Annotated in this window: 24 protein-coding genes; 20 read left to right on the top strand and 4 right to left on the bottom strand. The window is 44.2% G+C overall.

What is annotated here, in order from left to right; translation table 11 throughout:
• The gene (locus IGI77_RS02375) at positions 1-1176 is read right to left on the bottom strand and encodes a betaine/proline/choline family ABC transporter ATP-binding protein (RefSeq protein ID WP_005227327.1); all 1176 of its coding nucleotides are present in this window, start codon (positions 1174-1176) and stop codon (positions 1-3) included.
• 352 nt (positions 1177-1528) lie between these two features.
• On the opposite strand from IGI77_RS02375, the gene queA reads away from it, so the two are divergent.
• Positions 1529-2560, top strand: a complete 1032-nt coding sequence (gene queA / locus IGI77_RS02380; protein ID WP_438769342.1) for a tRNA preQ1(34) S-adenosylmethionine ribosyltransferase-isomerase QueA — start codon at positions 1529-1531, stop codon at positions 2558-2560.
• Between the two features lie 449 nt (positions 2561-3009).
• Here the strand turns inward: queA and IGI77_RS02385 are convergent, their stop codons facing one another.
• Entirely contained in the window at positions 3010-3720 is a 711-nt protein-coding gene (locus IGI77_RS02385; RefSeq protein WP_015508900.1) for a DUF975 family protein, read from the bottom strand.
• A gap of 198 nt (positions 3721-3918) precedes the next feature.
• Between IGI77_RS02385 and tgt the strand changes: the two genes are divergently transcribed.
• Both tgt and yajC read left to right on the top strand, forming a co-directional pair.
• Complete coding sequence (gene tgt, locus IGI77_RS02390; RefSeq protein ID WP_005227333.1) at positions 3919-5064, top strand: tRNA guanosine(34) transglycosylase Tgt; 1146 nt, start codon at positions 3919-3921, stop codon at positions 5062-5064.
• 83 nt (positions 5065-5147) lie between these two features.
• The gene (gene yajC / locus IGI77_RS02395) at positions 5148-5489 is read left to right on the top strand and encodes a preprotein translocase subunit YajC (RefSeq protein WP_438769344.1); all 342 of its coding nucleotides are present in this window, start codon (positions 5148-5150) and stop codon (positions 5487-5489) included.
• A gap of 131 nt (positions 5490-5620) precedes the next feature.
• Here yajC and IGI77_RS02400 read toward each other — a convergent pair whose 3' ends face one another.
• Entirely contained in the window at positions 5621-6052 is a 432-nt protein-coding gene (locus tag IGI77_RS02400) for an Hsp20/alpha crystallin family protein (RefSeq protein WP_005227339.1), read from the bottom strand.
• A gap of 247 nt (positions 6053-6299) precedes the next feature.
• Between IGI77_RS02400 and IGI77_RS02405 the strand changes: the two genes are divergently transcribed.
• From IGI77_RS02405 to adhE, 9 genes are all read left to right on the top strand, one after another.
• Positions 6300-7142, top strand: coding sequence for a YitT family protein (locus IGI77_RS02405; protein ID WP_438769345.1), 843 nt, complete (start codon positions 6300-6302; stop codon positions 7140-7142).
• A gap of 26 nt (positions 7143-7168) precedes the next feature.
• Entirely contained in the window at positions 7169-7897 is a 729-nt protein-coding gene (locus IGI77_RS02410) for a GntR family transcriptional regulator, LSA1692 subfamily (protein ID WP_015508902.1), read from the top strand.
• 25 nt (positions 7898-7922) lie between these two features.
• Positions 7923-9224: a Sapep family Mn(2+)-dependent dipeptidase gene (locus IGI77_RS02415; protein WP_438769347.1), complete on the top strand. Its 1302-nt coding sequence runs from the start codon at positions 7923-7925 to the stop codon at positions 9222-9224.
• A gap of 124 nt (positions 9225-9348) precedes the next feature.
• Positions 9349-10296, top strand: a complete 948-nt coding sequence (locus IGI77_RS02420; protein ID WP_428220901.1) for a N(4)-(beta-N-acetylglucosaminyl)-L-asparaginase — start codon at positions 9349-9351, stop codon at positions 10294-10296.
• Positions 10297-10335: 39 nt separating this feature from the next.
• A complete protein-coding gene (locus tag IGI77_RS02425) occupies positions 10336-10668 on the top strand; it encodes a PTS sugar transporter subunit IIB (protein ID WP_438769350.1) in 333 nt (110 codons plus the stop codon).
• Positions 10669-10736: 68 nt separating this feature from the next.
• A complete protein-coding gene (gene celB / locus IGI77_RS02430; RefSeq protein WP_005227350.1) occupies positions 10737-12092 on the top strand; it encodes a PTS cellobiose transporter subunit IIC in 1356 nt (451 codons plus the stop codon).
• A 17-nt stretch (positions 12093-12109) separates the two neighbouring features.
• Positions 12110-12628: a GrdB-related putative oxidoreductase gene (locus IGI77_RS02435; protein WP_438769352.1), complete on the top strand. Its 519-nt coding sequence runs from the start codon at positions 12110-12112 to the stop codon at positions 12626-12628.
• Between the two features lie 139 nt (positions 12629-12767).
• Entirely contained in the window at positions 12768-13259 is a 492-nt protein-coding gene (locus IGI77_RS02440; protein ID WP_438769354.1) for an NUDIX hydrolase, read from the top strand.
• Positions 13260-13568: 309 nt separating this feature from the next.
• Entirely contained in the window at positions 13569-16160 is a 2592-nt protein-coding gene (gene adhE, locus IGI77_RS02445; protein WP_010748754.1) for a bifunctional acetaldehyde-CoA/alcohol dehydrogenase, read from the top strand.
• A gap of 243 nt (positions 16161-16403) precedes the next feature.
• Here the strand turns inward: adhE and arfA are convergent, their stop codons facing one another.
• Positions 16404-17936 (bottom strand): arabinosylfuranosidase ArfA, encoded by a 1533-nt coding sequence (gene arfA, locus IGI77_RS02450; RefSeq protein WP_438769356.1) that lies wholly within the window; start codon positions 17934-17936, stop codon positions 16404-16406.
• Positions 17937-18037: 101 nt separating this feature from the next.
• Here arfA and IGI77_RS02455 point away from each other — a divergent pair, with 101 nt between their 5' ends.
• The 8 genes from IGI77_RS02455 (at position 18038) to sufB (ending at position 25486) form a co-directional block, all read left to right on the top strand.
• On the top strand, positions 18038-18805 hold the full coding sequence (locus IGI77_RS02455) for a helix-turn-helix domain-containing protein (RefSeq protein WP_438769359.1): 768 nt from the start codon (positions 18038-18040) through the stop codon (positions 18803-18805).
• A gap of 91 nt (positions 18806-18896) precedes the next feature.
• Entirely contained in the window at positions 18897-19382 is a 486-nt protein-coding gene (locus tag IGI77_RS02460; RefSeq protein ID WP_438769361.1) for a hypothetical protein, read from the top strand.
• Positions 19383-19491: 109 nt separating this feature from the next.
• Positions 19492-20034, top strand: coding sequence for a GNAT family N-acetyltransferase (locus IGI77_RS02465; protein WP_438769363.1), 543 nt, complete (start codon positions 19492-19494; stop codon positions 20032-20034).
• A gap of 226 nt (positions 20035-20260) precedes the next feature.
• Entirely contained in the window at positions 20261-21034 is a 774-nt protein-coding gene (gene sufC / locus IGI77_RS02470; protein ID WP_005227367.1) for a Fe-S cluster assembly ATPase SufC, read from the top strand.
• A 13-nt stretch (positions 21035-21047) separates the two neighbouring features.
• Positions 21048-22352 (top strand): Fe-S cluster assembly protein SufD, encoded by a 1305-nt coding sequence (sufD, locus tag IGI77_RS02475; protein ID WP_151196168.1) that lies wholly within the window; start codon positions 21048-21050, stop codon positions 22350-22352.
• Entirely contained in the window at positions 22349-23593 is a 1245-nt protein-coding gene (locus IGI77_RS02480) for a cysteine desulfurase (protein WP_413157707.1), read from the top strand. Before sufD ends, IGI77_RS02480 begins: the two co-directional genes overlap by 4 nt.
• Positions 23571-24065 carry a Fe-S cluster assembly sulfur transfer protein SufU gene (sufU, locus tag IGI77_RS02485; RefSeq protein ID WP_005232105.1) on the top strand — a complete coding sequence of 165 codons (495 nt, stop codon included), beginning with the start codon at positions 23571-23573 and terminating at the stop codon, positions 24063-24065. Before IGI77_RS02480 ends, sufU begins: the two co-directional genes overlap by 23 nt.
• Positions 24066-24094: 29 nt before the next feature.
• Positions 24095-25486 carry a Fe-S cluster assembly protein SufB gene (sufB, locus tag IGI77_RS02490; RefSeq protein ID WP_005232103.1) on the top strand — a complete coding sequence of 464 codons (1392 nt, stop codon included), beginning with the start codon at positions 24095-24097 and terminating at the stop codon, positions 25484-25486.
• Positions 25487-25670 lie beyond the last annotated feature (184 nt).

Below are 25670 nucleotides of genomic sequence, written 5' to 3' on the forward strand. Positions count from 1 at the left end.
CTAGACCTCCTCAGTTTCTTCAGGTTTCGCCGACTCAATGGCTTCCATGATCGATGGCTCATCGCCCCAAATCACGTCATAAACGATATCAACTAAGGAAGCACGGGTCAAAATCCCAACTAAATGTTTGTCGGCATCTACTACCGGCACATATTTTAAGCCGCGTTTTAAAATGCGTTGCAAGGTATCCCGCAACAAGGCGGTTTCACGAACGAAAAAGACATCTTTGTTCAAGATATCGCCGACACTAGTAACTTTGCCACGGTTGCGGTCGATGGATTCGACATCGATGTAGCCTTTTAGCACGTTGCTATTGTCGGTAACCAGCAAGGTATCGACCCGTTTTTCTCGCATCAAGTGAATCGCTTCTTGTAAGGATTTTTCTGGTGTGATAGCGATCGGGGTATTCAACATCACGTCTTTGACTGGCGTCGTGTCAGGTTTTGCTTGCAACAAGCGGTCTTCACCGATCAATTCTTCCACAAACGGTGTTGCTGGGTGTTGCAGAATATTTTCTGGTGTATCAAATTGAATGACTTTTCCTTCACTCATGATCACGATGCGGCTAGCAAGTTTCAATGCTTCATCCATATCATGGGTAACGAAGACGACGGTTTTTCCAAGCCGTTCTTGCAAGTCTTTGACCAAATCTTGTAGGGAATCACGAGTGATTGGGTCTAGTGCGCCAAAAGGCTCATCCATTAAGATGACATCTTGGTCAGCTGCCAAGGCACGGACAACACCGATCCGTTGCTGTTGGCCCCCAGATAATTCGTTGGGGTAACGGTCGAGCATTTCTCGCGGCAATTCCACCAAGTCGATCATGCGCTCGGCAGTTTTGTTGCGTTCTTCTTGGCTGACTTTTAACAATTTTTGAACCAGTGTAATGTTTTCCCGAATCGTCATGTGAGGCATCAAACCGATGCTTTGGATCACATAGCCGATTTGACGGCGTAATTCCACTGGGTTGATCTCTGTAACGCTTTTTCCATTGATCAAGATTTTTCCTTTAGAAGGATCCGTCATACGGTTGATCATCCGCATACAAGTCGTCTTTCCGCTACCACTTGTCCCGATGAAGCAAATGAATTCGCCTTTTTCAAAGGAAAGATTCACATCTTCAACAGCGACTTTACCACCTTTGTAAATTTTGGATACCTGCTGAAACTCAATCATGATGTCACCTCTATTTTTATTTAAGCAATCTGAATAATGGCTTAGAATCTGTACTAAGTATGCCGAAAAGTCCCTTGTTATTCAAATAATCTGCCCATTTTTTTCATAATTGTATAGACAAAACCGAAAATAGCGCCAGAAGCAAGTCCAAATTAAGGAGCGATGCATAGGGAAAAGAAACGGCGAAGATCCCCCGTTATTTTTCATTGGGAAAAAGGGGGCTTTTTTGCAGAACGCCTTGGCAACAGTCTCTTTATTTTTTTCTAAGAAAGGGCAGAATAAAAAGCTGTTTTTTCAATTTTTATAAAAACATGCTAGAATAGAGAAGAATTTAGGGAAAGAGAGGAACAACATGCTTACAACTGAAGATTTTGATTTTGAATTACCGGAAGAACTGATCGCCCAAACGCCATTAAGCGATCGCTCAAGTTCCCGTTTATTAGTGGTTGACCGTGAGACTGGCAAATTTGAGGACAAGCACTTCTATAACATCATTGATGAATTGGCACCAGGGGATGCTTTGGTGATGAATGATACGCGGGTATTACCAGCTCGTATCTATGGCGAAAAACAAGAAACAGGTGCCCATTTAGAAATCCTTTTACTGAACAATATTGAAGGGGATACGTGGGAAACCTTGATCAAGCCAGCCAAAAGAGCCAAAGTCGGCACGAAGATCACCTTTGGCGACGGACGATTAGAGGCAGTGGTGGAAGAAGAGCTCGATCACGGCGGCCGGATCATTCGTTTTCAGTACAAAGGGATCTTTTTAGAGATTCTGGAATCACTTGGCGAAATGCCGTTACCGCCTTACATCAAAGAACGGCTAGAAGACCCAGACCGCTATCAAACGGTTTATGCCAAAGAAAACGGCTCAGCTGCTGCACCGACTGCCGGCTTGCATTTTACCCCAGAATTGCTGGAGCAGATCGCAGCAAAAGGCGTCAAGCTGGTTTATCTGACTTTGCACGTTGGTTTAGGAACGTTTCGTCCAGTCAGTGTCGATAATATCGCTGATCATGAGATGCACAGCGAATTTTTCCGTTTGACAGAAGAAGCTGCCGCTCAATTGAACGAGGTTCGGGCAAATGGCGGCAAGATCGTTGCAGTCGGTACGACTTCGATCCGTACGTTAGAAACCATTGGGACTAAGTTTGATGGGCAAATCAAAGCCGATAGTGGGTGGACGAGTATTTTTATCACGCCAGGCTATCAGTTTAAAATCGTGGAAGCTTTTTCTACCAACTTCCATTTACCAAAATCAACCTTAGTGATGTTAGTCAGTGCCTTTGCAGGACGCGACCTAACACTTTCTGCCTACCAACATGCCATCGATGAGCGGTATCGCTTCTTTAGCTTTGGCGATGCGATGTTCTTAAAATAAACAAAAAAAACTGAGCGACGTAAGCGGCTCTTTAAGTTGAAACAATTTCTCAACTTTTAGAACTGCTTTTTTGTCGCCCAGCTTACTACTAGAGGAAGGTATAAGTGGTGGTCGCTTTTTGTGGTCCATGCAAAGCAATGTTTCTCGAAAATTTGTTTTCATTTACAAACTTACACATGTTTCGTGTATTCCGATACAAAATGAGACGTATCATTTTTCGATATGGAAATGTTCGATCCTTGTTACGTTTTTCTTCTTGTTACTTTACACGTTTGGTACTAGGTGAAACTTGTACGTTCAACAACTTTTAGTAGATTGAGTTTGCGATATTTACGAAAACCACCAACAGAGTTGCTACCTTCCTTACACGTATACTATAACACGAAACGGAAGCGTTTGCAAAAGAAAAAGGTCGTTTTCCTCAAAAAAAAGACCGGCGAACCGATCTTTTAAGCAAGTGCTCGTTTAGGTAGATTGTCATAAAACGCTGCTTTGGTTGCACTGATGTAAGGTGTCAACCATAAGTAGCCGATTCCAGCTGTCATGATGGCCAAAATGTGCCAGCCGATGAAGCTCAGATCAAGGATGAACAGTTGACCTTTGTAGCCTCTCATTAAATGACGGCTACCTGTGATGCAGCTGAGAAAATCTGGCCGCATGCCCGTTTCTTCATAGGTATCATAAAAGACAAAATATGCTTGAGAATAAGAATAAGCTTTAATGATCCCAGGAATGATAAACAGGAATGTCCACAACGTCGTGAAGATAGTCGACAAAATATAAATGACGATGATCCCTAACACGAAAGCACCACTGAAGCCACGAAAGACATCAGAAAAGGGTTGGATCGACTGTTTTTTACCGCGTAAAAGATCAAGGAAAGTCCAAGAGATCCCAGCACCGAATAAGGCAGAAAATAGACCGCTGATCAAACCGCCGCCGCCACTGCCACCACTGCCACCAGCGGAATTGACTGCATCGGTAGAACCAAGATCATTGAACATACCGCTTTGATACAATGGAATAACAGTAAGGACGATAATGACGAATGCGATAGCGATCGAGATCAAAGTCGGTACAATACACATCAAAACACTGTCTTTCCAGCGTCCTCGCAGCATTGCTTTTGCTTCTGCTTTTAGTTCTCTATTTGATTTCATTTCAAAAAACCTCCCTTCAATATAAATAACATGATAGCAAACTTTCGCTAAATCTTCAAAAAAAAGTAATAGATGTTTCGCATGACTAGGAGAAAATACTCTTAGTTTCTTTAAACTTCCTTGCAAAATGTAAGGGCAACCCTTATCATAGATAGCGTTGCACAGTTAATCGAGTATAGAGAGAAAGTAGGGAAATGAATGACGGAACCAGCCATTCGTTATCGTCTGATAAAGAAAGAAAAGCATACCGGTGCCCGTTTAGGCGAACTGATCACGCCTCACGGAACCTTTCCAACGCCAATGTTCATGCCAGTCGGCACATTAGCAACGGTCAAAACCCTTGCCCCTGAAGAGTTGAAAGAAATGGGTGCAGGCGTCATTTTAAGCAATACCTATCACTTGTGGTTACGTCCAGGAGAAGACATTGTTGCAGAAGCAGGCGGCTTACATAAATTTATGAATTGGGATCAACCAATCTTAACAGATTCTGGTGGTTTTCAGGTCTTTTCATTAGCCGAAATGCGTAACATCGTCGAAGAAGGTGTCCATTTCAAAAACCATTTGAATGGATCGAAAATGTTTTTATCTCCTGAAAAAGCGATTGATATCCAAAACAAATTAGGGTCAGATATCATGATGAGTTTTGATGAGTGTCCGCCATTTGATGAAAGCTATGACTACGTCAAAAAATCGGTGGAACGGACGTCTCGCTGGGCGGAGCGTGGCTTGAAAGCCCATGCCAATCCAGATCGGCAAGGCTTGTTTGGGATCATTCAAGGTGCAGGCTTTGAAGACTTGCGCAAGCAAAGTGCCCAAGACTTGATCAGTATGGACTTCCCAGGGTATTCCATCGGCGGCCTGTCAGTTGGCGAACCAAAAGCGGAAATGAATCGCGTGTTGGAATTTACGACTCCTTGGATTCCAGAAAACAAACCACGTTACCTGATGGGCGTTGGGGCAGCTGACTCCTTGATCGATGGCGTGATTCGCGGTGTCGATATGTTCGACTGCGTTTTACCAACACGGATCGCAAGAAACGGTACCTGTATGACTTCAAAAGGTCGTTTAGTCGTGAAAAATGCGCAATATGCCCGTGACTTTCGACCAATTGACGAGAAGTGTGATTGTTATACATGTAAAAACTATTCTCGTGCGTACATCCGCCACTTGATCAAATGTGATGAAACCTTTGGTATGCGTTTGACGTCTTACCACAATGTCTACTTCTTATTGAATCTGATGAAAAATGTCCGTCAAGCCATCATGGATGACAACTTGTTGGAGTTCCGTGAGCATTTTATTGAAGAGTATGGGTTCAACAAGGAAAATGCGAGGAATTTCTAACATTCTCTACTAAAATGGTGGGAATAATAGAGGAATTCTGATAAAGTATCTTATAGGAAAGAAAATAAATCGAGGTGAAAAAAATGGCACAATCTTTACCAATGCTCTTTATGCTGGTTGCTTTAGTGGCAATGTGGTTCTTTATGAGTCGTTCACAAAAGAAACAACAGCAAGAGCGTAAAAATCTTTTAGAAAATATGAAAGCTGGCGATGAAGTCGTAACCATCGGCGGACTCCACGGCGTTCTTTCTGAAGTCAACACAGAAAAAAGCACCGTGATCATCGACTGTGAAGGAATTTTCTTAGAGTTTGATCGTTCAGCGATCCGCACAGTGAAACCCGGAACTGTTGCATCCGTTGAGACACAAATCGAACCAGCTGATGTCGAAGAAGCAACGAGCATCCAAGACGAAACCAAAGAATAAGCACAAACGCACCGTCGCTTTCTCAGAAGCGATGGTGCATTTTTTTAGTAGTCGGACAGTTTCTAAAATAAAACAAGCACCGCAGCAAAACAGAGATCGCTCGTTTTGCTGCGGTGCTTTGATTGCCTTGGTTACTCGATCGGAATCAGTTTCTTTGACGCTTGTTTGCCTTGGTCTTTTGGCAACGTCAATTTCAAAATTCCTTCAGCGTAAGAGGCTTTGATTTCATCCTCTTTGACGTTTTCTAACAGGTATTGCCGCCGAACGCTTGTCAAGCTGCGCTCGCTGCGAACCAGACGTCCTTTTTCATCTTCGGTCGCATGATCCGTCTGGTGTTGTCCCGTAATCGTTAAAACCCCATTTTCATAGGTTACTTGAATATTTTCTTTAGGGATGCCAGGCAGTTCTGCTTCAACGAGAAATTCCTTGTCATTCTCGTGAATATCGGTTTTGATCAGGTTCGATGGAAACCCATCAAAAAAACTGCGGCCAAAATCTTCAAAGAAATCAAAAGGTGTCATACTGTATGAATCTGAGCGGCGTGGCACAATCTCATGTGTCATAAGAATCATCCTTTCTTTATTCTTTTGTTTTTACACTTTTTATTTTATTCATTTTTTAGCGAATTTCAAGTGATTTACTCGCTTTAAAAAAATCTTAAAAAACCTTTGATACCAACGTTTCACTCCTTGATTTTGGCGTGTTTTTACCTTGCTTCGTTCCTGTTTTCCCCCTCATTTCGTCTGCTTTTTCTGCGTGACAGTATATACTTAATGATATATACTAAAAGCGAAGTGGAGGAGGAAAAACATGGCACGTTATAGAAAACGAATGCTTGTTGCTTTGATCTATGCATTGCTGTCGTCGATTGCCCTAAATCTCTTTTGGCTGCCGGGAAATATTTATGCGAGTGGGATCACTGGTTTGTCGCAATTGTTGTCGCAGCTTTTAGATGAGCAGTTGAATCTGCAGCTTTCGATCCCGCTTTTGGTGCTTTTTTTTAATGCGCCATTGTTAGCGGTTGCTTGGGTCAAAATCGATCGAGAATTTACCATCATGACGGTTTGTACCGTCGTCCTGTCTTCTGTTATGATGAAGGTAGTACCGGTCATTGCTTTAACGACTGATCCGGTGATCTGTGCCGTGTTTGGCGGATTGCTGCACGGGGTGTCGGTGGGCTTGACATTGAACGACGATTTTTCAACGGGTGGGCTTGACATTTTAGGGATTTTAGTGAAAAAAGCCACTGGTAGAAGTATCGGCAGTTTCTTTATCGGCTTCAATGTCAGTTTGCAGCTAGCAGCTGGGCTGATCTTTGGTTGGCCTTATGCTTTTTATAGTGCCATTTCCTTCTTCATCAGTGGGCGGATGGTCGACTACGTCAACCTGAAGCAGCGGCGTGTACAGCTGCTGGTCGTTACAGAAAAAGCAGAACCCGTCATTACGACGTTGCAATGTGCCTTGCAGCAAGGCATCACGGTCATCAACGATGTCGAAGGTGGATTTGATCATCAACAGAAAAAACTATTATTACTGGTCATTTCCCATAGAGAACTCAAGACCGTCGAAGGCATGATCCAAGGAATCGATGAACAAGCGTTTGTCAGTGTTTCTTCTGGCGTCAGTGCCAATCGATCGTTTTATGAATGGTAGCAAAGTGAAAGAAAGTAGGAGAGACGTTGAAAAAACAAGCAGTATTTCAAGAAGTTGCCCAGCAGATTGCGCAACGGGTTTATGAAGGTACGTACGTGACGAGCCAAAAGCTTCCTTCCGATTATGATTTAGCAGAGGAATTTCAGTGCAGCCGTTTAACGGTGCGCAAAGCCATCGATCTATTAATTGGCCAGAATTTGTTAGTGAAAGAAAAAGGCAAAGGAACCTATGTCATGAAACAGCCCAAGATCCAAAGCGGCTCTGGCGGGCTCCAAAGTTTTACCGAGACCGCCAAAATCCAAGGGAAAAAGACCCGTACGGAAGTTTTGCATATCGAAACCGTCAAAGAGCTCCCGATAGAGATTGGTCAGCTGTTTGGCGATTACGCCAAGGAACCGATCGTTTATTTGGTGCGCTTGCGTTACTTTGATGATGAGCCGATGACGGTGGAAAATCTTTACGTACTGAAACGCTATCTGCAAGAAGACACCGCAGAACTCACGAAAGCTCAATTAGAGTCGTCTTTGTATCAAGTCATTGAAGCCAACATCGAGATTGGTTATTCCCATCAAGAGGTGGAAGCTGTGAAAAGTCCTGCCGATATTGCGAAACTTTTACAGGTGCCTCAAGAGGAACCGATGCTTTTGGTCCATTCGATGACCTATTCCGCATCAGCCAAACCGATCTTATACGATATATCCTATTACCGAGCAGACAAATATACCTTCAAAAATACATTAGTGCGTCAAAAATAAAATCAATCCTTTAGAGGTGAAGACAATGGATCCACTCACAGCAAGTATTGAAGCCAATTGGTCAGAATTTCTCACGCTTTTGAGCGAGGTGATGCAGATCGCAAGCGTCAAAGGTGAGCCGGCGCCTCATGCGCCTTATGGCACAGGACCACGAGAAGTGTTAGCATACGTCATGGAAAAAAGCGCAGCATACGGGTTTCAAACAACGGTCATCGATGATGCGATCGGCTATGCCCATTGGGGACCAACGGATACCGACTATATCGGTGTGTTAGGACACTTGGATGTCGTCTCGGCAGGTTCTGGCTGGAGCTACCCACCGTTTGCACTAACTGAAAAAGACGGCAACTTTTATGGCCGAGGGATCTTAGATAACAAAGGCCCGATCATCAGCTGTTTGTTTGCCATGAAAGTATTGAAAGACCTTGGTCATCAACCGCAATTACCGCTGCGGATCATTTTCGGTACAGATGAAGAAAGCGGCATGTCGGATATCCCGCATTATCTAGCGGTTGAGCAGCCACCGCGTTTTGGTTTTACGCCAGACTGCAAGTATCCAGTGGTTTACGGCGAACGGGGTGTCGTCAATGTGCAACTTGATTTTCCATTGCCCGTCCAAGAACAGCAGCTGTTAGCTGCGTTTACTGGCGATCAATTCCGCGATCATGTGCCAGACCACCTGTCGGTAACCGTAGGCAGCCAGTCCTTTGAAGCACTAGGCAAACGCTCCCCTAGCAATGCCCCTGAGCTAGGGGACAATGCCATTACAAAACTTGCGCAGCAAGCGGCACCGCGACTGGCGGCGACACCGTCATTGCAAGCAGCTTTGCAGTGGATCACCCAAAGTTTTCACCAGCAGCACTATGGCGAAGGCATTGATTTGGTACTAGAAGATGCTGATTCAGGAAAATTGATCTTGACCCCTGTGGTTCTCCAAAAATCCGCCAGCGGACTAGCGTTAGAAGTGGCCTTCCGCTATCCTGTATCGGTAACGGAGGAACAAGTGCTCGCTGGGGTGCAAAAGGCATTGCCAAAAGGGGCAAGCCTTACGATCCTTCGCAGCATTCCAGGGTTCTGCCGATCAAAAGATGCCCCCGAAATCCAAAAGCTATCGACAATCTATCACCAAGTAACGGGCAATGATCCAACCCCCGTGACGACTACAGGAGCAACCTACGCCCGCAAGATGCCAAACATCCTTGCTTTTGGTCCGTCTTTTCCAGGGCAAAAAGGGATCGCTCATAACCAAGATGAGTACATGGCGGTTGCCGATCTACGGACGAATCTTGAAATTTATTTGCGCAGCTTACAAGCACTGACAAAATAAGCGAAGACACGAACGAAGAAGAGTTTTTCCAATTTTTTTGAGAAACTCTTTTTTTAGTATAGACATAGTAGTATATACCGTATAGAATATACTTGAAAGCGCTATGAAAAATGGAGGGATATTTATGTGGGGAATGATTGCTACATGGCGGATGGCACACGATGGCGTGCTCGCTGCTAAAGCAATATTAGAGCAACAAGGCTCCTGCCAAGATGCAGTAGAAACAGCCATTAAAGCAGTGGAAGATTATCCATTTTATAAATCGGTGGGGTATGGCGGACTGCCAAACGAAGAAGGCGTGTTGGAAATGGACGCTGCCTTCATGGATGGTGATACCTTCAAAATTGGTGCCGTCGCTGGGATCGTCGATGTGGAAAATCCTATTTCCGTGGCACGCAGCCTAAGTGAGGAGAAATTCAATAGTTTTCGGATCGGCCAAGGAGCGGTCGCTTATGCGCTTGCCGAAGGATTCCAGCCCAAAGAGATGCTGACACCCCGAGCCAAAACCATTTGGGAAAAGCGCAAAGCAGAGATCGCTGCCAACAACCTCGATCCCTATGACGGCCACGATACAGTGGGAGTAGTTGCGCTGGATGAACACCAAAGCATGGCAGCAGGAACCTCTAGTTCTGGTTTATTTATGAAAAAAAGCGGTCGTGTTGGCGATTCACCTTTGTCTGGATCTGGTTTTTATGTGGATAGTGAAATCGGCGGTGCCGCTGCCACAGGGTTAGGGGAAGACTTGATGAAAGGCTGCCTTTCCTACGAAATCGTTCGTTTGATGGGAGAAGGGCTAGCACCGCAAGAAGCATGTGATCAAGCCGTTTACGATTTTGAAGCGCGATTGAAGAAGCGCTACGGCAAAGCCGGCGCCTTCTCGCTGATCGCCTTAGATAAACAGGGTCGCTGGGGGGTGGCAACCAATGTAGAATTTACCTTTAGTGTCGCAACCACCAATCAAGAGCCTACTATTTTTATGGCAACACCAGGACCTGAGCAGACAACCGTGATCGAACCCATCACGAAAGAATGGTTGGAGGCGTATGAAGAACGGATCAAAGCGCCGGTCTAAAAACCGCGATTGAGAAAAACAAACATTGGAGGAATGGATATGGCAACGAAAAAAATCTATTTGTTTTGTGAAGCTGGAATGTCAACGAGTATCATGGTCAATAAAATGATGGAAGTCGTCAAAAAGCACAACATGCCTTTGACGATCGAAGCATTCCCTGCGATCCATGCAGAAGAAAAAGTCGAACAAGAAAAACCAGTCGCTATTTTGTTAGGTCCACAAGTACGACACTTAGATAGCAAAATGAAAGCGACTTTCGAGCCAATGGGGATTCCAGTCGGCACGATCACGACAGAAGCATACGGCATGATGGATGGCGAACGAGCGTTGAAAGATGCCTTGAGCTTGATCAAAAAAGCCAAAGCAAAGTAATAAAAGTGTTGGAGTAACAGGGGACTACGTGTTATCTGCCAGATAGCACGCAGATGGGAGGAAGAAAAATGCAGAAATTTTTAAACTGGTTAGAAAAAGTGTTAACACCGATGGCAAAGACGATCGGTGAAAACAAATACTTGATTGCGATTCGTGATGGTTTCTTATTATCCACACCGTTGTTGATCGTGGGTTCACTCTTTTTAGTCTTGACCAATTTTCCGATTCCAAATTGGAACGAGATGATGAGCAGTTTGCTGGGAGACAACTGGGCAACGATGTTGAATATGCCAGCAACAGCCAGCTTTGACATTATGACGATTTTAGCCGTTGGTGGGATCGGGTATAGTTTGGCAAAACAGTTTAAAGTTGATGCCATGCAAGCAGCCATTATTTCACTCGTTTCTTTTTTTATCGTGACACCATTTACGACCGTTTTCACACCAGAAGGCTCTACGGAAGTATATGAAGTTGGCAGCCTGCCATTACGATGGATGGGTTCTAGCGGTTTGTTCTTAGGGATGGTCGTTGCCTTGATTTCCACCAGAATGTTCGTTGCGTTATTACGCAAAGGGTGGACGATCAAAATGCCTGACGGTGTTCCCCCAACCGTGGTGAAATCCTTTGAGGCATTGATTCCCAGCTTTGTGATCGTGACGGTTTTTATGATCGCCAACTGGTTAGCCAACTTGACATCTTATGGCAATCTGCAAGAGATACTCTTTAAGTTCTTACAGACACCGTTGTTAAGTTTAGGAAATACTTTAGGTGCCATGATCATAGCCTACCTATTTTTGCATTTTTTCTGGTTCTTTGGGATCAATGGTTCCAGTGTGGTCGGCGCTGTCTTCAATCCTATCTTACGGGCATTATCTATTGAAAACTTAGATGCCTTCAAGAATGGCGCAGAAATTCCTAACATCATCACCGGTCAATTTCAAGACATGTTCGCGACCTTTGGTGGGGGCGGTTCGACATTATCTTTGATTTTAGTCATGATCTTAGTCTGTAAAAGCCAACGGGTCAAAAAACTATCACAGTTATCGTTGATTCCAGGTATTTTCGGGATCAATGAACCCATCATCTTTGGGTTACCGATCGTCTTGAATCCAGTTCTGCTGATTCCTTTTGCTTTAGTGCCAACGATCAATATTATAATCTCATACTTCTGTATGGATCTTGGGTTAGTCAACTATACCAATGGAATTCAACTGCCATGGACCACGCCACCGATTATTTCTGGTTTCTTAGTCAGTGGTTGGCAAGCGTCCGTGTTACAAGTCTTGTTGATCCTCTTAGGAATGGCTATTTATTATCCGTTTATCAAAGTCTTAGATAATCAATATCTAAAAGAAGAAGCGGATGCCGTTGAACAAGAAGAAGAGGAAATCAATTTTGACGATTTCGATTTTGATGATCTATAAGAAAAGAGGCACCGCTCATGAAAAAAATAATTTTGATTCTCAATCATGTCACTGCAGGGATGGGAAGTGATGAAAATGCTCAGTTGCCGCCAAGCGGCAAAAAAGCTGCCCTTGGTCCAGGTCGAACCTTGAATCCACTTTTTCAAGAGCAAGACGCACAAATCGTTGCAACGCTTTATTGTGGTGACCAATATTATCACGAGCATCAAAAAGAAGTGAATAAAAAATTTGTGGGGTTTGCTAAAAAATTTGCCGCCGATGCCGTTCTTTGCGGACCTGCGATGCATTATCCTAATTTTGGCGAAATGGCAGCAGGATTGACGAAAGTATTCAATGCACAAGGAATTCCAGGGGCTGCAGCGATGTCAGAGGAAAATCCAGCAGTGACAATCTATGCCAAAGACATCTATATCTTGAAGATGCCGAAAAAAGGCGGAATCGGATTAAATGATTCCTACAAAAAGATGGCGCACGTTGTTTCCCAGCTTGCCCACGGAAAGCCTCTAACAGAAGCAGACCAAGAGGATTTGTTTTAAAGAGAAAGACGATCAGCGCTGGCTGGTCGTTTTTTTATGAATCAAGCCAAGCATGTTCGATGTAAGACATAAATCGACTAAGCCTGTTGATGATTTGTTTTGATTTACGTAGAATAGATACAAGTTAGGAGGGATTCGGTTGTACCATAACGCATTTGGAGTATATGGAATTTTGTTTCAAGGCAACTGCTTGGCCGTCATCAAAAAGAAGGCGGGACCTTATCAAAACCGCTATGATTTGCCAGGCGGCAGCATGGAGGCAGGTGAATTGCTGGAAGACACGCTGTGCCGAGAATTTAAAGAAGAAACCGGCATGACCGTCACTAGCTATCATCAATTAGGAACAATTAATTTTCTGTACCCCTGGCACTATCAAGGAATGTCCATGAATAATCACATCTGTGTCTTTTATGAGATTAAAGCAACCACTGGCAACCTTGAGAAAAACGTTTCTCAATTTGCAGGACAAGATTCATTGGGTGCAGCTTTTTTTCCAATCGAACAGCTAAATGAAGAAAATTCATCACCGCTTGTATTAAAAGCTTGTGAGGTGTTCACACAGGATACATTCACGGCAAAAAGTCAACGCCTAAAGAAATGGAGTGTATTAGATTTGACGTCATATGAATAATTACTTAAGAGAGTTAGTCTTTTAACAGAAAATGGGAAAAAGATGAAGAGATAATATTTATTAAGGATATAATATTTTCGCAAATCTTCCGTTTGTTCAATCAAGCACATGACATGTTTCTTAAGAAAAACCGAAACTTTTGTCCACTTCTTTTCTTTAGAAACCCTTGAAAACGGTTTTAAAAAAGAAAAATCATAATAACTGTGAAAAAAATCACAAAAACTATTTACAAACGAAAAAAGATGTTGTATGATCTGTATGTGAAGTAGTTAACAAACAAAACATGTTTAAAAACTAGGAGGACATACAATGGCTAAGACATTGGAAAAAGAAGTGACAATCGACGTACAAGCAATGATTGACGATTTAGCAACGAAGGCAAATGTGGCGTTAAAAGAAATGGAAAGCTTTGATCAAGAAAAAGTGGACCACATTGTTCATGAAATGGCAATGGCAGCATTAGACAAACATATGCCTTTAGCTAAAATGGCAGTAGAAGAAACTGGCCGTGGTATCTATGAAGATAAAGCGATCAAAAACATGTACGCTTCAGAATATATTTGGAACAGTATCAAACATGACAAAACAGTCGGCGTGATCAATGAAGACAAACAAAAAGGCTTGATCGAAATCGCTGAACCAGTTGGTGTCGTATGTGGGGTAACACCAACAACTAACCCAACATCTACAACGATCTTTAAAGCAATGATCGCTTTGAAAACACGTAACCCGATCGTTTTTGCTTTCCACCCATCTGCACAAAAATGTTCAGCAGAAGCTGCACGTATCGTTCGTGATGCAGCCATCGCTGCTGGGGCACCTGAAAACTGTGTGCAATGGATCGAGCATCCATCAATCGAAGCGACTGGCTTATTGATGAACCACCCAGGAATTGCGATCGTATTAGCAACTGGTGGCGCTGGCATGGTCAAAGCAGCATACTCAACTGGTAAACCTGCATTAGGTGTTGGACCAGGGAACGTACCTGCTTATATCGAAAAAACAGCGAAAGTGAAACGAGCAGTCAATGACTTGATCGTATCAAAAACTTTTGATAACGGAATGATCTGTGCCTCTGAACAAGCAGTGATCGTTGATAAAGAAGTCTATGCCTCTGTGAAAGCAGAATTTGAAGCACATCAAGTCTATGTTGTAAAAGCAAAAGAATTACAAAAACTTGAAGATGCCGTGATGAACGAAGGGAAATATGCCGTAAATCCAGCAATCGTTGGACATTCAGCAATGGAAATCGCGAAATTAGCAGGCATCAACGTACCAGAAGGAACAAAATTATTGATCGCTGAACTTGACGGTGTCGGTGCTGATTACCCACTATCAAGAGAAAAACTTTCTCCAGTTTTAGCAATGATCAAAGCAAACAACACAGAAGACGCGTTCGAAAAATGTGAAGCAATGCTTGATTTAGGCGGATTAGGCCATACAGCGGTGATCCACACTGAAAACGAAGACTTGCAATTAGCATTCGGCCTACGCATGAAAGCTTGCCGTATCTTAGTTAATACACCATCTGCAGAAGGTGGTATCGGAAATATCTACAACGAAATGATTCCATCATTGACACTTGGTTGTGGTTCATACGGGAAAAACTCTGTATCACGAAATGTTTCTGCTGTGAACTTGATCAACGTGAAAACTGTAGCGAAACGGAGAAATAATATGCAATGGTTTAAATTGCCACCAAAAATCTTCTTTGAAAAGAACTCTCTAATGTACTTGGAGAAAATGGAAAACGTTGAACGTGTCATGATCGTTTGTGACCCTGGTATGGTTCAATTCGGCTATTGCGATACGGTTCGTGAAGTACTTGCTCGTCGTAAAAATGACGTGAAAATCGAAGTCTTCTCTGACGTAGAACCAAACCCATCAACAAACACCGTTTACGCTGGAACAAAAATGATGGTTGATTTCAAACCAGATACAGTGATCGCCCTTGGTGGTGGATCAGCAATGGATGCTGCCAAAGGCATGTGGATGTTCTATGAGCACCCAGATACTTCATTCTTCGGCGCGAAACAAAAATTCTTAGATATCCGTAAACGGACATACAAGATCGACAAACCAGAAAAAACGCAATTCGTTTGTATCCCAACAACGTCTGGTACTGGTTCTGAAGTAACACCATTTGCGGTTATCACTGACAGTGAAACACACGTGAAGTACCCATTAGCTGATTACGCATTGACACCAGATGTAGCAATCGTTGACCCTCAATTCGTAATGTCAGTACCTGCTTCTGTTACAGCAGACACTGGAATGGACGTTTTGACTCATGCGATCGAATCTTATGTGTCAGTAATGGCATCTGATTACACTCGTGGATTGAGCTTACAAGCAATCAAGTTAGTCTTTGACTACTTAGAAAAATCAGTGAAAACACCTGATATGGAATCTCGCGAAAAAATGCATAATGCCTCAACAATGGCAGGTATGGCCTTCGCCAATGCATTCCTAGGTATTTGTCACTCAGTAGCCCACAAAATCGGTGGTGAATATGGTATTCCTCACGGACGTACAAATGCGATTCTTTTACCGCACATCATCCGTTACAATGCCAAAGACCCACAAAAACATGCAATGTTCCCTAAATATGACTTCTTCCGTGCCGATACAGATTACGCAGACATTGCGAAATTCTTAGGCCTTAAAGGCAAAACAACGGCTGAATTGGTTGAAGCATTGGCAACAGCTGTTTACGAATTAGGACAATCTGTGGGTATCGACATGAGCTTGAAAGCGCAAGGCGTCACTCAACAAACACTAGATACAACAGTTGATCGCATGGCTGAATTGGCTTACGAAGACCAATGTACAACAGCAAATCCAAAAGAACCACTAATCTCTGAATTGAAACAAATCATCGTTGATGCCTATAACGGCTAAACAATGAATCAAGAACACCCTGCGGTATCTTAGCTGCCGCAGGGTGTTCTTTTGTCGTCTCTTTTTTTGAAAAACAAGCTGGCAGTTGCCGCCTTTTTGCCCAGATCAGTTAAGAATGCGAAAAATAGCAAGTGAACAGGGGGGATCATAAAAAAGGAGTGGATTTCTCCACTCCGTAAAAGTCTCGCTTTTTCAGGATGTCACCAAGGCTGCTGCTTTTTTTTGCTTAAACAGATATACTCGTTACTTGCTGCCGTTTTTCTTCAAGCGTAGCATCTGGAAGCTTTGTTTTTCCAAGACGACACGCAAAATGCCGTCATTCAATTCCGCTGTTTTTCCATTGACGGGCACAACGTTGTTCGGGGTTGCTTCGGTATTGACGGCATGCAAGTCTGGGTGGTGCAAGACTTGATGGGTAGCGATTTGCAATGAATCATATTGACGCAAGTCGCAAGTGAATTCATTGGCATCCTGCAAATCCTTATTTACTAAGAAAAAGGTCAAATAGTCATCTTCGTTTTCGATCGCAATGGCATCCACATAAGAAGCTTTTCCGTGGCTGCTATCGAAATCAGCCCCTCGAAGAATACTATGCAACACGTGACCGCAACCATAGTTGCTGATCATTTCATAGGGATAAAAAATCGTTTGTTTCCAAGCGGCAGTATCGGAAGTCATGATCGGTGCGATCACGTTGACCAGCTGTGCCATGCAGGCGATTTTAACGCGATCTGCGTGATGAAGCATCGTGATCATCATGCTTGCGACGAGTAACGCATCTTCAAAGTGATAGACGTCTTCTAATTGTGGTGGGTGTTGACTCCAAGGTTCAATTTTTTGATCCTGTTCATTTGAGTGATACCAGACGTTCCATTCGTCGAAGGAAATATTGATCGTCTTCTTGCTTCGGCGTTTGGCTTTCACTGCATCACAGATTGCTGCGACTTGACTGATGAACTGATCCATTGCGACATTGCTTGCTAGATAATCTTGGCTATCGCCGTTACGGTTGCCATAATATTGGTGCATGGAAATGTAGTCGACTTGATCGTAACAATGACTTAATACTGTATCTTCCCACATGCCAAAGGTCGGCATCGTGAGAGAAGAACTACCACAAGCGACGGTTTCGATCGTTGGGTCCACCAAACGCATCGCTTTGCCAGCTTCTTCTGCGAGACGGCCATATTCATCGGCTGTCTTATGTCCTTCTTGCCAAGGACCGTCCATTTCATTGCCTAGACACCAAAGTTTGATGTCATGAGGATCGGCCACCCCATGGGCACGACGGAGGTCACTATAATAGCTGCCGCCTTTTAAATTGGTGTATTCGATCAAGTTTTTCGCTGCTTCGATTCCTCGTGTCCCAAGATTGATCGCCATCATCGGTGCCGTATTGACTTGTTTGGTCCAATCCATAAATTCGTTTAAGCCGAACTGATTGCTTTCGATTACCCGCCAGGCCAAATCGATTTTTGCTGGCCGTTGCTCTTTAGGGCCGACGCTATCTTCCCATTTATACCCAGAGACGAAATTGCCTCCTGGGTAACGGACGATCGGCACATTCAACTGCTTGATCAAGGCAGCGACATCTTGACGAAAGCCTTGCTCATCGGCAAAAGGACTTTCTGGTTGATAGATCCCTTCGTACACACAGCGCCCTAAGTGCTCCACAAAAGAGCCGTAGATCCGTTCGTCGACTGGTGCCAAAATAAAGTGTTTGTCTAAATACATCGTAGTTTTCTTCAATTTTGCAACCCCTTTCTTTTCTTTCATTGTAGCGATAGTCCATGAAAATAAACACTACATTCTGTCTTATTCTATTGACGTTTTGTCCGTTTTCTTTATACTAAAGGCAAGTAGGAAGGAGTGAGAAGTTGAACGTAACCTATTCAGGATTTCAAATGCACAATGCTGTTTCCGATCATATTTATCGACCCTCTGGCTTAAAGCATTATCTTTTCGTGTTGACGTTGTCTCCAATGGTTTTCACTTTTGAAGATGGTCATCAAGAAACTAGTGAAAAAGGTAGCTGCATTCTTTTTCCTCCAACCGTCTATCAAGATTATCGTGGCAAAGAAGATTTTTTTAATAGCTTTGTTGAGTTTCAAACGGATCAAGTGATCGAAGAAACCTATGCGATCCCTTGTAACCAACTGTTCCAGCCGAAAAATATTCAACAAATCAACAAATTGATCCAAAAGATCAATCATGAATCCTTGTTGCCACAACGGCACACGGAAGAATTGATCGCGGCGTATATGACAAACCTATTGGTCTTACTTGAACGCAATTTTGAAGAAAGCATCCCGCAACCACAAAACGAACACTATCAACTGTTTCAAGCGATGCGGTTGAAAATGTTAGTCAATTGTGAACAGCAATGGGATTTTTACCAGTTTAGCCGAGAGCTTTCCATCGGTAAAAGCCAATTCTATAAGCTCTATCAACAGTTTTTTCATACCACGCCCAAAGAAGATTTATTGCAAGCTCGGTTTCAAAAGTTTTTTTATTTACGCAGCAACGAAACACTGACGATTCGAGAGGCGGCGTTTCAATCTGGGTTCCAAAACATCAACCATTTTAATCGGCTCTTTGCGAAGCGCTATGGCTGTGCACCGACAAAGTGCCAACAGGAGCAATAGGCAGGTCTGATCGGTAAAAACGCAGAAAAAAGTCCGACGAATTCTTGACGGATGAAAGAGAAAACGGGACAATGTCATTAGGAGGTGGCATATGGATACAGAAACGATCGTAAGCGAACTTTCTAAACGTTCAAACGAATTGGAAGCGCTACAAATAAAATTGAGTCAAAGCCAATTAATGAACAATGAAGCGGCACAAACGTTCATTTTTGACTTAAAGGATTATTTAGATAGCTTAAAGCTCGTAACGGATTTAGTACCGTCAGCGGCCACTACAACAGTGGAAGTTGACCAGTTGTCGTACGTCTTAGGTGAACAAAATCAAAGCATCCAGCAGCTGCTGGTTATTTTGGAAGAAGCCGAAGCAAATGACGACCAGTGCTTTTTCGGCAAAAGTGCGGGAGAAGTGCGGCGGATGATTGGCAGTCTGTCTGGGATCCTGGAACTAAACGGTCTGTTGCTGCAAGACAATCGTGGCTTTCAGCAAGTCGTGAAGGAAACTGGACCGCTTCAGGTGACTGAAACAAAGGAAGTCCCTGAGAAAAAAGGATTTCTCCAAAAACTTTTCGGGAAATAAGCACTGATCGTCGATCAAAATACGTGTACTTATATCTCAAACGGTTCTCCACAATGCGTGAAGAACCGTTTGAGGAGACGACTTTTCTAGGAGAAAGGGGGGCTTGAAGATGGCAGAAACAGTCACACTTCAACCGATTACGGAAGAAATGATTGCTGAACTTTGGTCGATCAGCTATGGGCCTAAGGCAGATTTAGAATGGAAAAAATGGGACGGACCGTATTTCCAAGACCCCGTGTTGACGTGGGAAGAATTTCGAACGGGGTTTGGTGCTAGCTGCATCGACAACCCGTTACGTAAAGCGATCAGCTATCAAGGAAGAATCGTGGGGATCGCGACCGCTTACTGGGAAGACAATACCTTGCAGCAGTGGTTGGAATTCGGGATAGCCATCTATGATGCTTCCCTTTGGAATCAAGGCATTGGCAGCCAAGCAATTCGCCAGTGGATCAATGAGTTGTTTGAATCACAGCCTCAAATCCAGCGTGTCGGTTATACCACGTGGTCGGGCAATCACCGCATGATGAAACTAGGAGAAAAGCTAGGGATGACCAAAGAAGCCCAGATCCGCAAAGTCCGTTTCTGGGAAGGCACCTATTATGATTCCATCAAGTATGGCATCTTGCGAGAAGAATGGGCACAGCAGAAGTGAAGGTAGGGGATGCGGCAGCCAATGTCGTATTCCTTTTTCTTTTTTACAACAAATCAAAAAAATTTCTAGCATTACAGACAATAACCATGTACTATCTCTATGTAATACTTTATAATAATTCCAATGTACAGATTAGAAATATTTTAAAAAAGACGGGAATAGCGTTTGAAGTTCATTCTCAATTAGTCTAAAATAGTGAGAAAGAAAAGATACTGGAGGGAAAGAAATGTCAGTTTTAGAAATCAAAAATCTACACGTCCAAATCGAAGATAAAAAGATCTTAAAAGGCGTCGACTTAGTGTTAAAAACTGGAGAGATTCATGCCATCATGGGACCAAACGGTACAGGGAAATCAACCTTGTCCGCTGCCATCATGGGCAACCCGAATTATGAAGTGACAGAAGGGGAAATTTTGTTCGACGGCGAAAATGTCTTGGAAATGGAAGTGGATGAGCGAGCTCGTTTAGGTCTGTTCTTGGCGATGCAATACCCAAGCGAAATTCCAGGCATCACCAATGCAGAATTCATGCGCGCAGCGATCAATGCCAAACGTGACGAAGACGACAAAATCTCTGTCATGGATTTCTTGAAAAAATTAGATGAAAAAATGGATTTATTGAATATGCCAGAAGAAATGGCGGAACGCTATCTGAATGAAGGCTTCTCTGGTGGAGAAAAGAAACGAAATGAAATCTTACAATTGTTGATGCTAGAGCCAACCTTTGCGATTTTGGATGAGATCGACTCTGGTCTAGATATTGATGCCTTGAAAGTCGTAGCAAAAGGCGTCAATGAAATGCGCGGCGAAGGCTTTGGCGCTTTGATCATCACCCATTACCAACGTCTGTTAAACTACATCACACCAGACGTGGTTCATATCATGATGGAAGGCCGTGTAGTGATGACCGGTTCGGCAGATTTAGCCAAACGCCTAGAAGCAGAAGGCTATGCTGGGATCAGTAAAGAGTTAGGGATCGACTACAAAGAAGAAGAAGCGTAAGGAGGCAAGGTAAATGGCAAAATTACAGGATTATCTTGAACAAGTCAACGTTTTTTCAGCGTTAAAAGAAGAGCCTGAATGGATGTTGGAATTACGCCAAGCAGCCCTTGCGAAAGTGGATGAACTTGCGTTTCCAAAAATCGAGCGGGTGCGTTACGAGCGTTGGCCATTGTTCAATATCGACGAACAAGCACTTGCTGGTGAGTACGCTTTGCCAGAAGAAGAAGTGGCAGGCGCAGTTCCCGCCTTTGACACGATGGATAACCATCCGACTCTCGTTCAGTTTGATGACACCACCATCTTTGAGCAATTACCGCAAGAGCTGATTGACAAAGGCGTGATCTTCACCGACTTGTTTACAGCAATGAAAGAAGTACCAGAGTTGGTCAATCAATACTACATGACCAAAGCAGTACCAATGGATGAAGACAAAATGACCGCAGCACATGCGGCGTTTATGAATAGCGGCATGTTCTTGTATGTACCAAAAAACGTGGTGATCGAAGAACCCCTTGAAGCGATTTTCTATCACAATGGCAATAGTCAAGCGCATTTCTTCAAACACATTTTGATCGTTGCTGATGAGCACAGTGAGTTCAGCTACTTGGAACGTTTCCAAACCAAAGGCGACCAAGCGAAAAAACTGTCTGGCAATATCGTAGTGGAAGTGATCGCCAAAGCAGGTGCGAAGGTCAAATTCTCTGCGATTGATCAGTTAGGTGTCAACATCACTACGTACATGAATCGTCGCGGCTACGTGTTGCGAGATGCGATGGTAGATTGGGCAATTGGAGTCATGAATGACGGCGACGTCGTGGCGGACTTTGATTCTGATCTTGTAGGCGAAGGCGCGCATTCGGAAGTCAAAGCGGTCGCCATCAGTGCTGGGCGTCAAACACAAGGGATCGACACCCGTGTTACCAACAAAGCACCGCATTCCATTGGCCATATCCTGCAACACGGCGTCATTAGAGAACGCGGCGTCTTAACCTTTAACGGTATCGGACACATTTTAAAAGGAGCAAAAGGGGCGGACGCGCAACAAGAAAGCCGTGTCCTAATGCTGTCAGACCAGGCTCGTGGCGATGCCAACCCAATCCTTTTGATCGATGAGCACGAAGTAACCGCCGGACACGCAGCCAGTGTGGGACGGGTCGATCCAGAAGAAATGTACTACTTGATGAGTCGTGGGCTGCGCAAAGCAGAAGCGGAACGTTTGGTGATTCGTGGTTTCTTAGGCTCCGTCTTGACCGCGATTCCAGTCAAAGAAGTGCAACAAGAATTGGTTGCCGTTATCGAAGGGAAGTTGCTCGCATGATCGATGCCCAAAAAGTGAAACAAGCGTTTCCCATCTTGGATCAGCTCGTAAATGACGAACCATTGATCTACCTCGACAATGCCGCCACTACGCAAAAGCCAGAGGCGGTGCTGCAGGCGATCGCCGATTATTACCATCAAGACAATGCCAACGTTCATCGTGGGGTCCATACCCTCGCAGAACGGGCGACCCATTCCTATGAAGGCGCACGGGAAAAAGTGCGCAGCTTTATCCATGCGAATGAAACGGCGGAAGTGCTGTTTACTCGAGGGACGACCACTGGTTTAAATTGGGTCTCCCGCAGCTACGGCGACCGTTTTGTCAATGAAGGCGATGAAATCGTGATTTCCTATATGGAACATCATTCCAATATCATCCCTTGGCAACAATTAGCAGCCCGAAAAAAAGCTACCTTGAAATATATCCAGCTGACGCCAGAAGGCACCTTGGACATGGAAGATGCCAAGAAACAGATCACAGAAAAAACCGCTATCGTTTCGATCGCTCATGTTTCCAATGTTTTAGGCGTGATCAATCCGATTGCGGAGCTAACCAAATTGGCGCATCAGCACCAAGCCGTCATGGTGGTGGATGGTGCTCAGGCTGTTCCACATATGGCAGTTGATGTCCAAGCACTGGATTGTGACTTCTATGCCTTTTCTGGCCATAAAATGTGCGGACCAACTGGTATCGGTGTCTTATACGGCAAGCGGCAATGGCTGGATCAGATGGAGCCCGTCGAATTTGGCGGGGAAATGATCGATTTTGTCCATCTGCAAGAAAGCACGTGGAAAGAACTGCCGTGGAAATTTGAAGCTGGTACACCAAATATTGCCGGTGCGATCGGTTTAGGTGCAGCGGTGGATTACTTAACAGAAACCGGCTTAGAAAACATCCACGCCCATGAAGCAGACTTAGCTGCTTACGTTTTGCCAAAACTGCAAGCCATTGAAGGCTTGACCATCTATGGCCCCCAAGAAGCAGCAAAACGCACGGGAGTGATCGCCTTTAATCTAGCTGGCATCCATCCTCATGATGTTGCCACCGCTTTAGACATGGAAGGCATCGCGGTACGGGCAGGTCATCATTGTGCCCAACCCCTCTTGACCTATTTGCAAGTCCCAGCGACTGCACGGGCCAGCTTTTACCTATATAATACAAGAGAGGACGCCGATCGACTGGTTGACGCCATCAAGCTGACGAAGGAGTTTTTCCAACATGGCACTAACGAAATTAGATAATTTGTATCGACAAGTCATTCTGGATCATTCCAGCCACCCACATCATCGAGGCACCTTGGATGATTCAACGTACAAAGTCGAATTGAATAACCCTACCTGTGGCGACGTGATCCACTTGGAGCTCGCTGTCGAAGGAGACACCATCAAAGACATCGCGTTTACTGGCGAAGGCTGTTCCATCAGTACCGCCAGTGCATCCATGATGGGGGATGCGATTATCGGTAAGACACTAGCAGAAGCTGGTGAACTATCAGGCTTGTTTTCTGAGCTCGTCCAAGGAAACGACATTCCCCAAAGCGATCGCTTAGGCGATGCTTCCATGCTTGGAGGTGTGGCGAAGTTTCCTGCACGCATCAAGTGTGCGACTTTAGCTTGGAAAGCATTAGAAAAAGCCATTGCTGCCGACAGTACACAAGCATCTGTCAGTCACAGCCACGCCAATGAATCTGACACTGAAGAAACCAGCGAATAGACAACCGCACTACAAAAGGAGTGAGAACCATGGGTGTACCCGAATTAGAAGAATATAAATTTGGCTTCCACGATGACGTGCAGCCTGTTTTTAGTACCGGCGAAGGATTGACCGAAGACATCGTCCGTGAAATCTCACGGGTCAAGCAAGAGCCAGAATGGATGCTTGAGTTCCGCTTGAAGTCTCTTGAAGCCTTCAACAAGATGCCCATGCAAAACTGGGGCCCAGACCTGTCTGACATCGATTTTGATGCCATCAAATATTACCAAAAACCAAGTGATCGTCCTGCCCGTGATTGGGATGACGTACCAGAAAAAATCAAAGAGACCTTTGAACGCATTGGTATTCCAGAAGCCGAGCGGGCATACCTGGCCGGAGCTTCTGCCCAATACGAATCAGAAGTCGTTTACCACAACATGAAAGAAGAGTTTGAAAAACTTGGCATCGTCTTTACCGATACCGATTCAGCCTTGAAGGAATACCCTGAGCTGTTCAAACAATACTTCTCAAAATTAGTCCCACCAACCGATAACAAGCTTGCTGCTTTAAACTCAGCCGTTTGGTCAGGTGGTACCTTTATCTATGTACCAAAAGGCGTTCGTGTCGATGTGCCATTACAAACCTATTTCCGGATCAATGCCGAAAATACCGGTCAGTTCGAACGCACATTGATCATCGTTGACGAAGGCGCCAGCGTTCATTACGTCGAAGGCTGTACCGCCCCAACCTATTCAAGCAATAGTTTGCACGCAGCCATCGTTGAAATTTTTACCCTAAAAGACGCTTACTGCCGCTACACCACCATTCAAAACTGGTCAGACAACGTCTACAACCTAGTAACCAAACGGGCCAAAGCCTTAGAAGGTGCTACCGTTGAATGGATCGATGGCAACCTAGGTGCCAAAACAACCATGAAATACCCAAGTGTGTATCTTGATGGCAAAGGCGCACGGGGCACGATGCTTTCCATTGCCTTTGCAGGTGCCAACCAAATCCAAGATACTGGTGCAAAAATGATCCATAATGCACCAAATACCTCCAGCTCCATCGTCTCAAAATCAATTTCTAAAGACGGCGGTGCAGTAAACTACCGTGGACAAGTCACCTTCGGCAAGAAGAGCGCAGGCTCTATCTCCCATATCGAGTGTGACACCATCATCATGGATGACCTATCGAAATCCGATACCATCCCATTCAATGAGATTCACAACAGCCAGGTGTCCCTAGAACACGAAGCCAAAGTCTCCAAAATCTCAGAAGAACAACTGTACTACCTAATGAGCCGCGGCCTCTCCGAAAGCGAAGCAACCGAAATGATCGTCATGGGATTCGTCGAACCATTTACCAAAGAATTACCGATGGAATACGCAGTCGAATTGAACCGGTTGATTAGTTATGAGATGGAAGGGTCTGTGGGGTAATGGAGTTGAATAAGCTAGAAATGCCTATTTGCAGGTGTTTCTGGCTTTTTTTATTTTGGGTGTGTATAAAGTAACACCATTTGGATATAAATTTTTAGAGAGATTTAACTAGTATGCAGTTATTTTTGCATTGTTAAGCCTAAATAAAATAATTAGTAGCGCCCAATTTTGAAAGTATACGTTT

Source organism: Enterococcus sp. DIV0213h, from assembly GCF_051711285.1.
In the GTDB taxonomy this organism is placed as follows: domain Bacteria; phylum Bacillota; class Bacilli; order Lactobacillales; family Enterococcaceae; genus Enterococcus_D; species Enterococcus_D casseliflavus.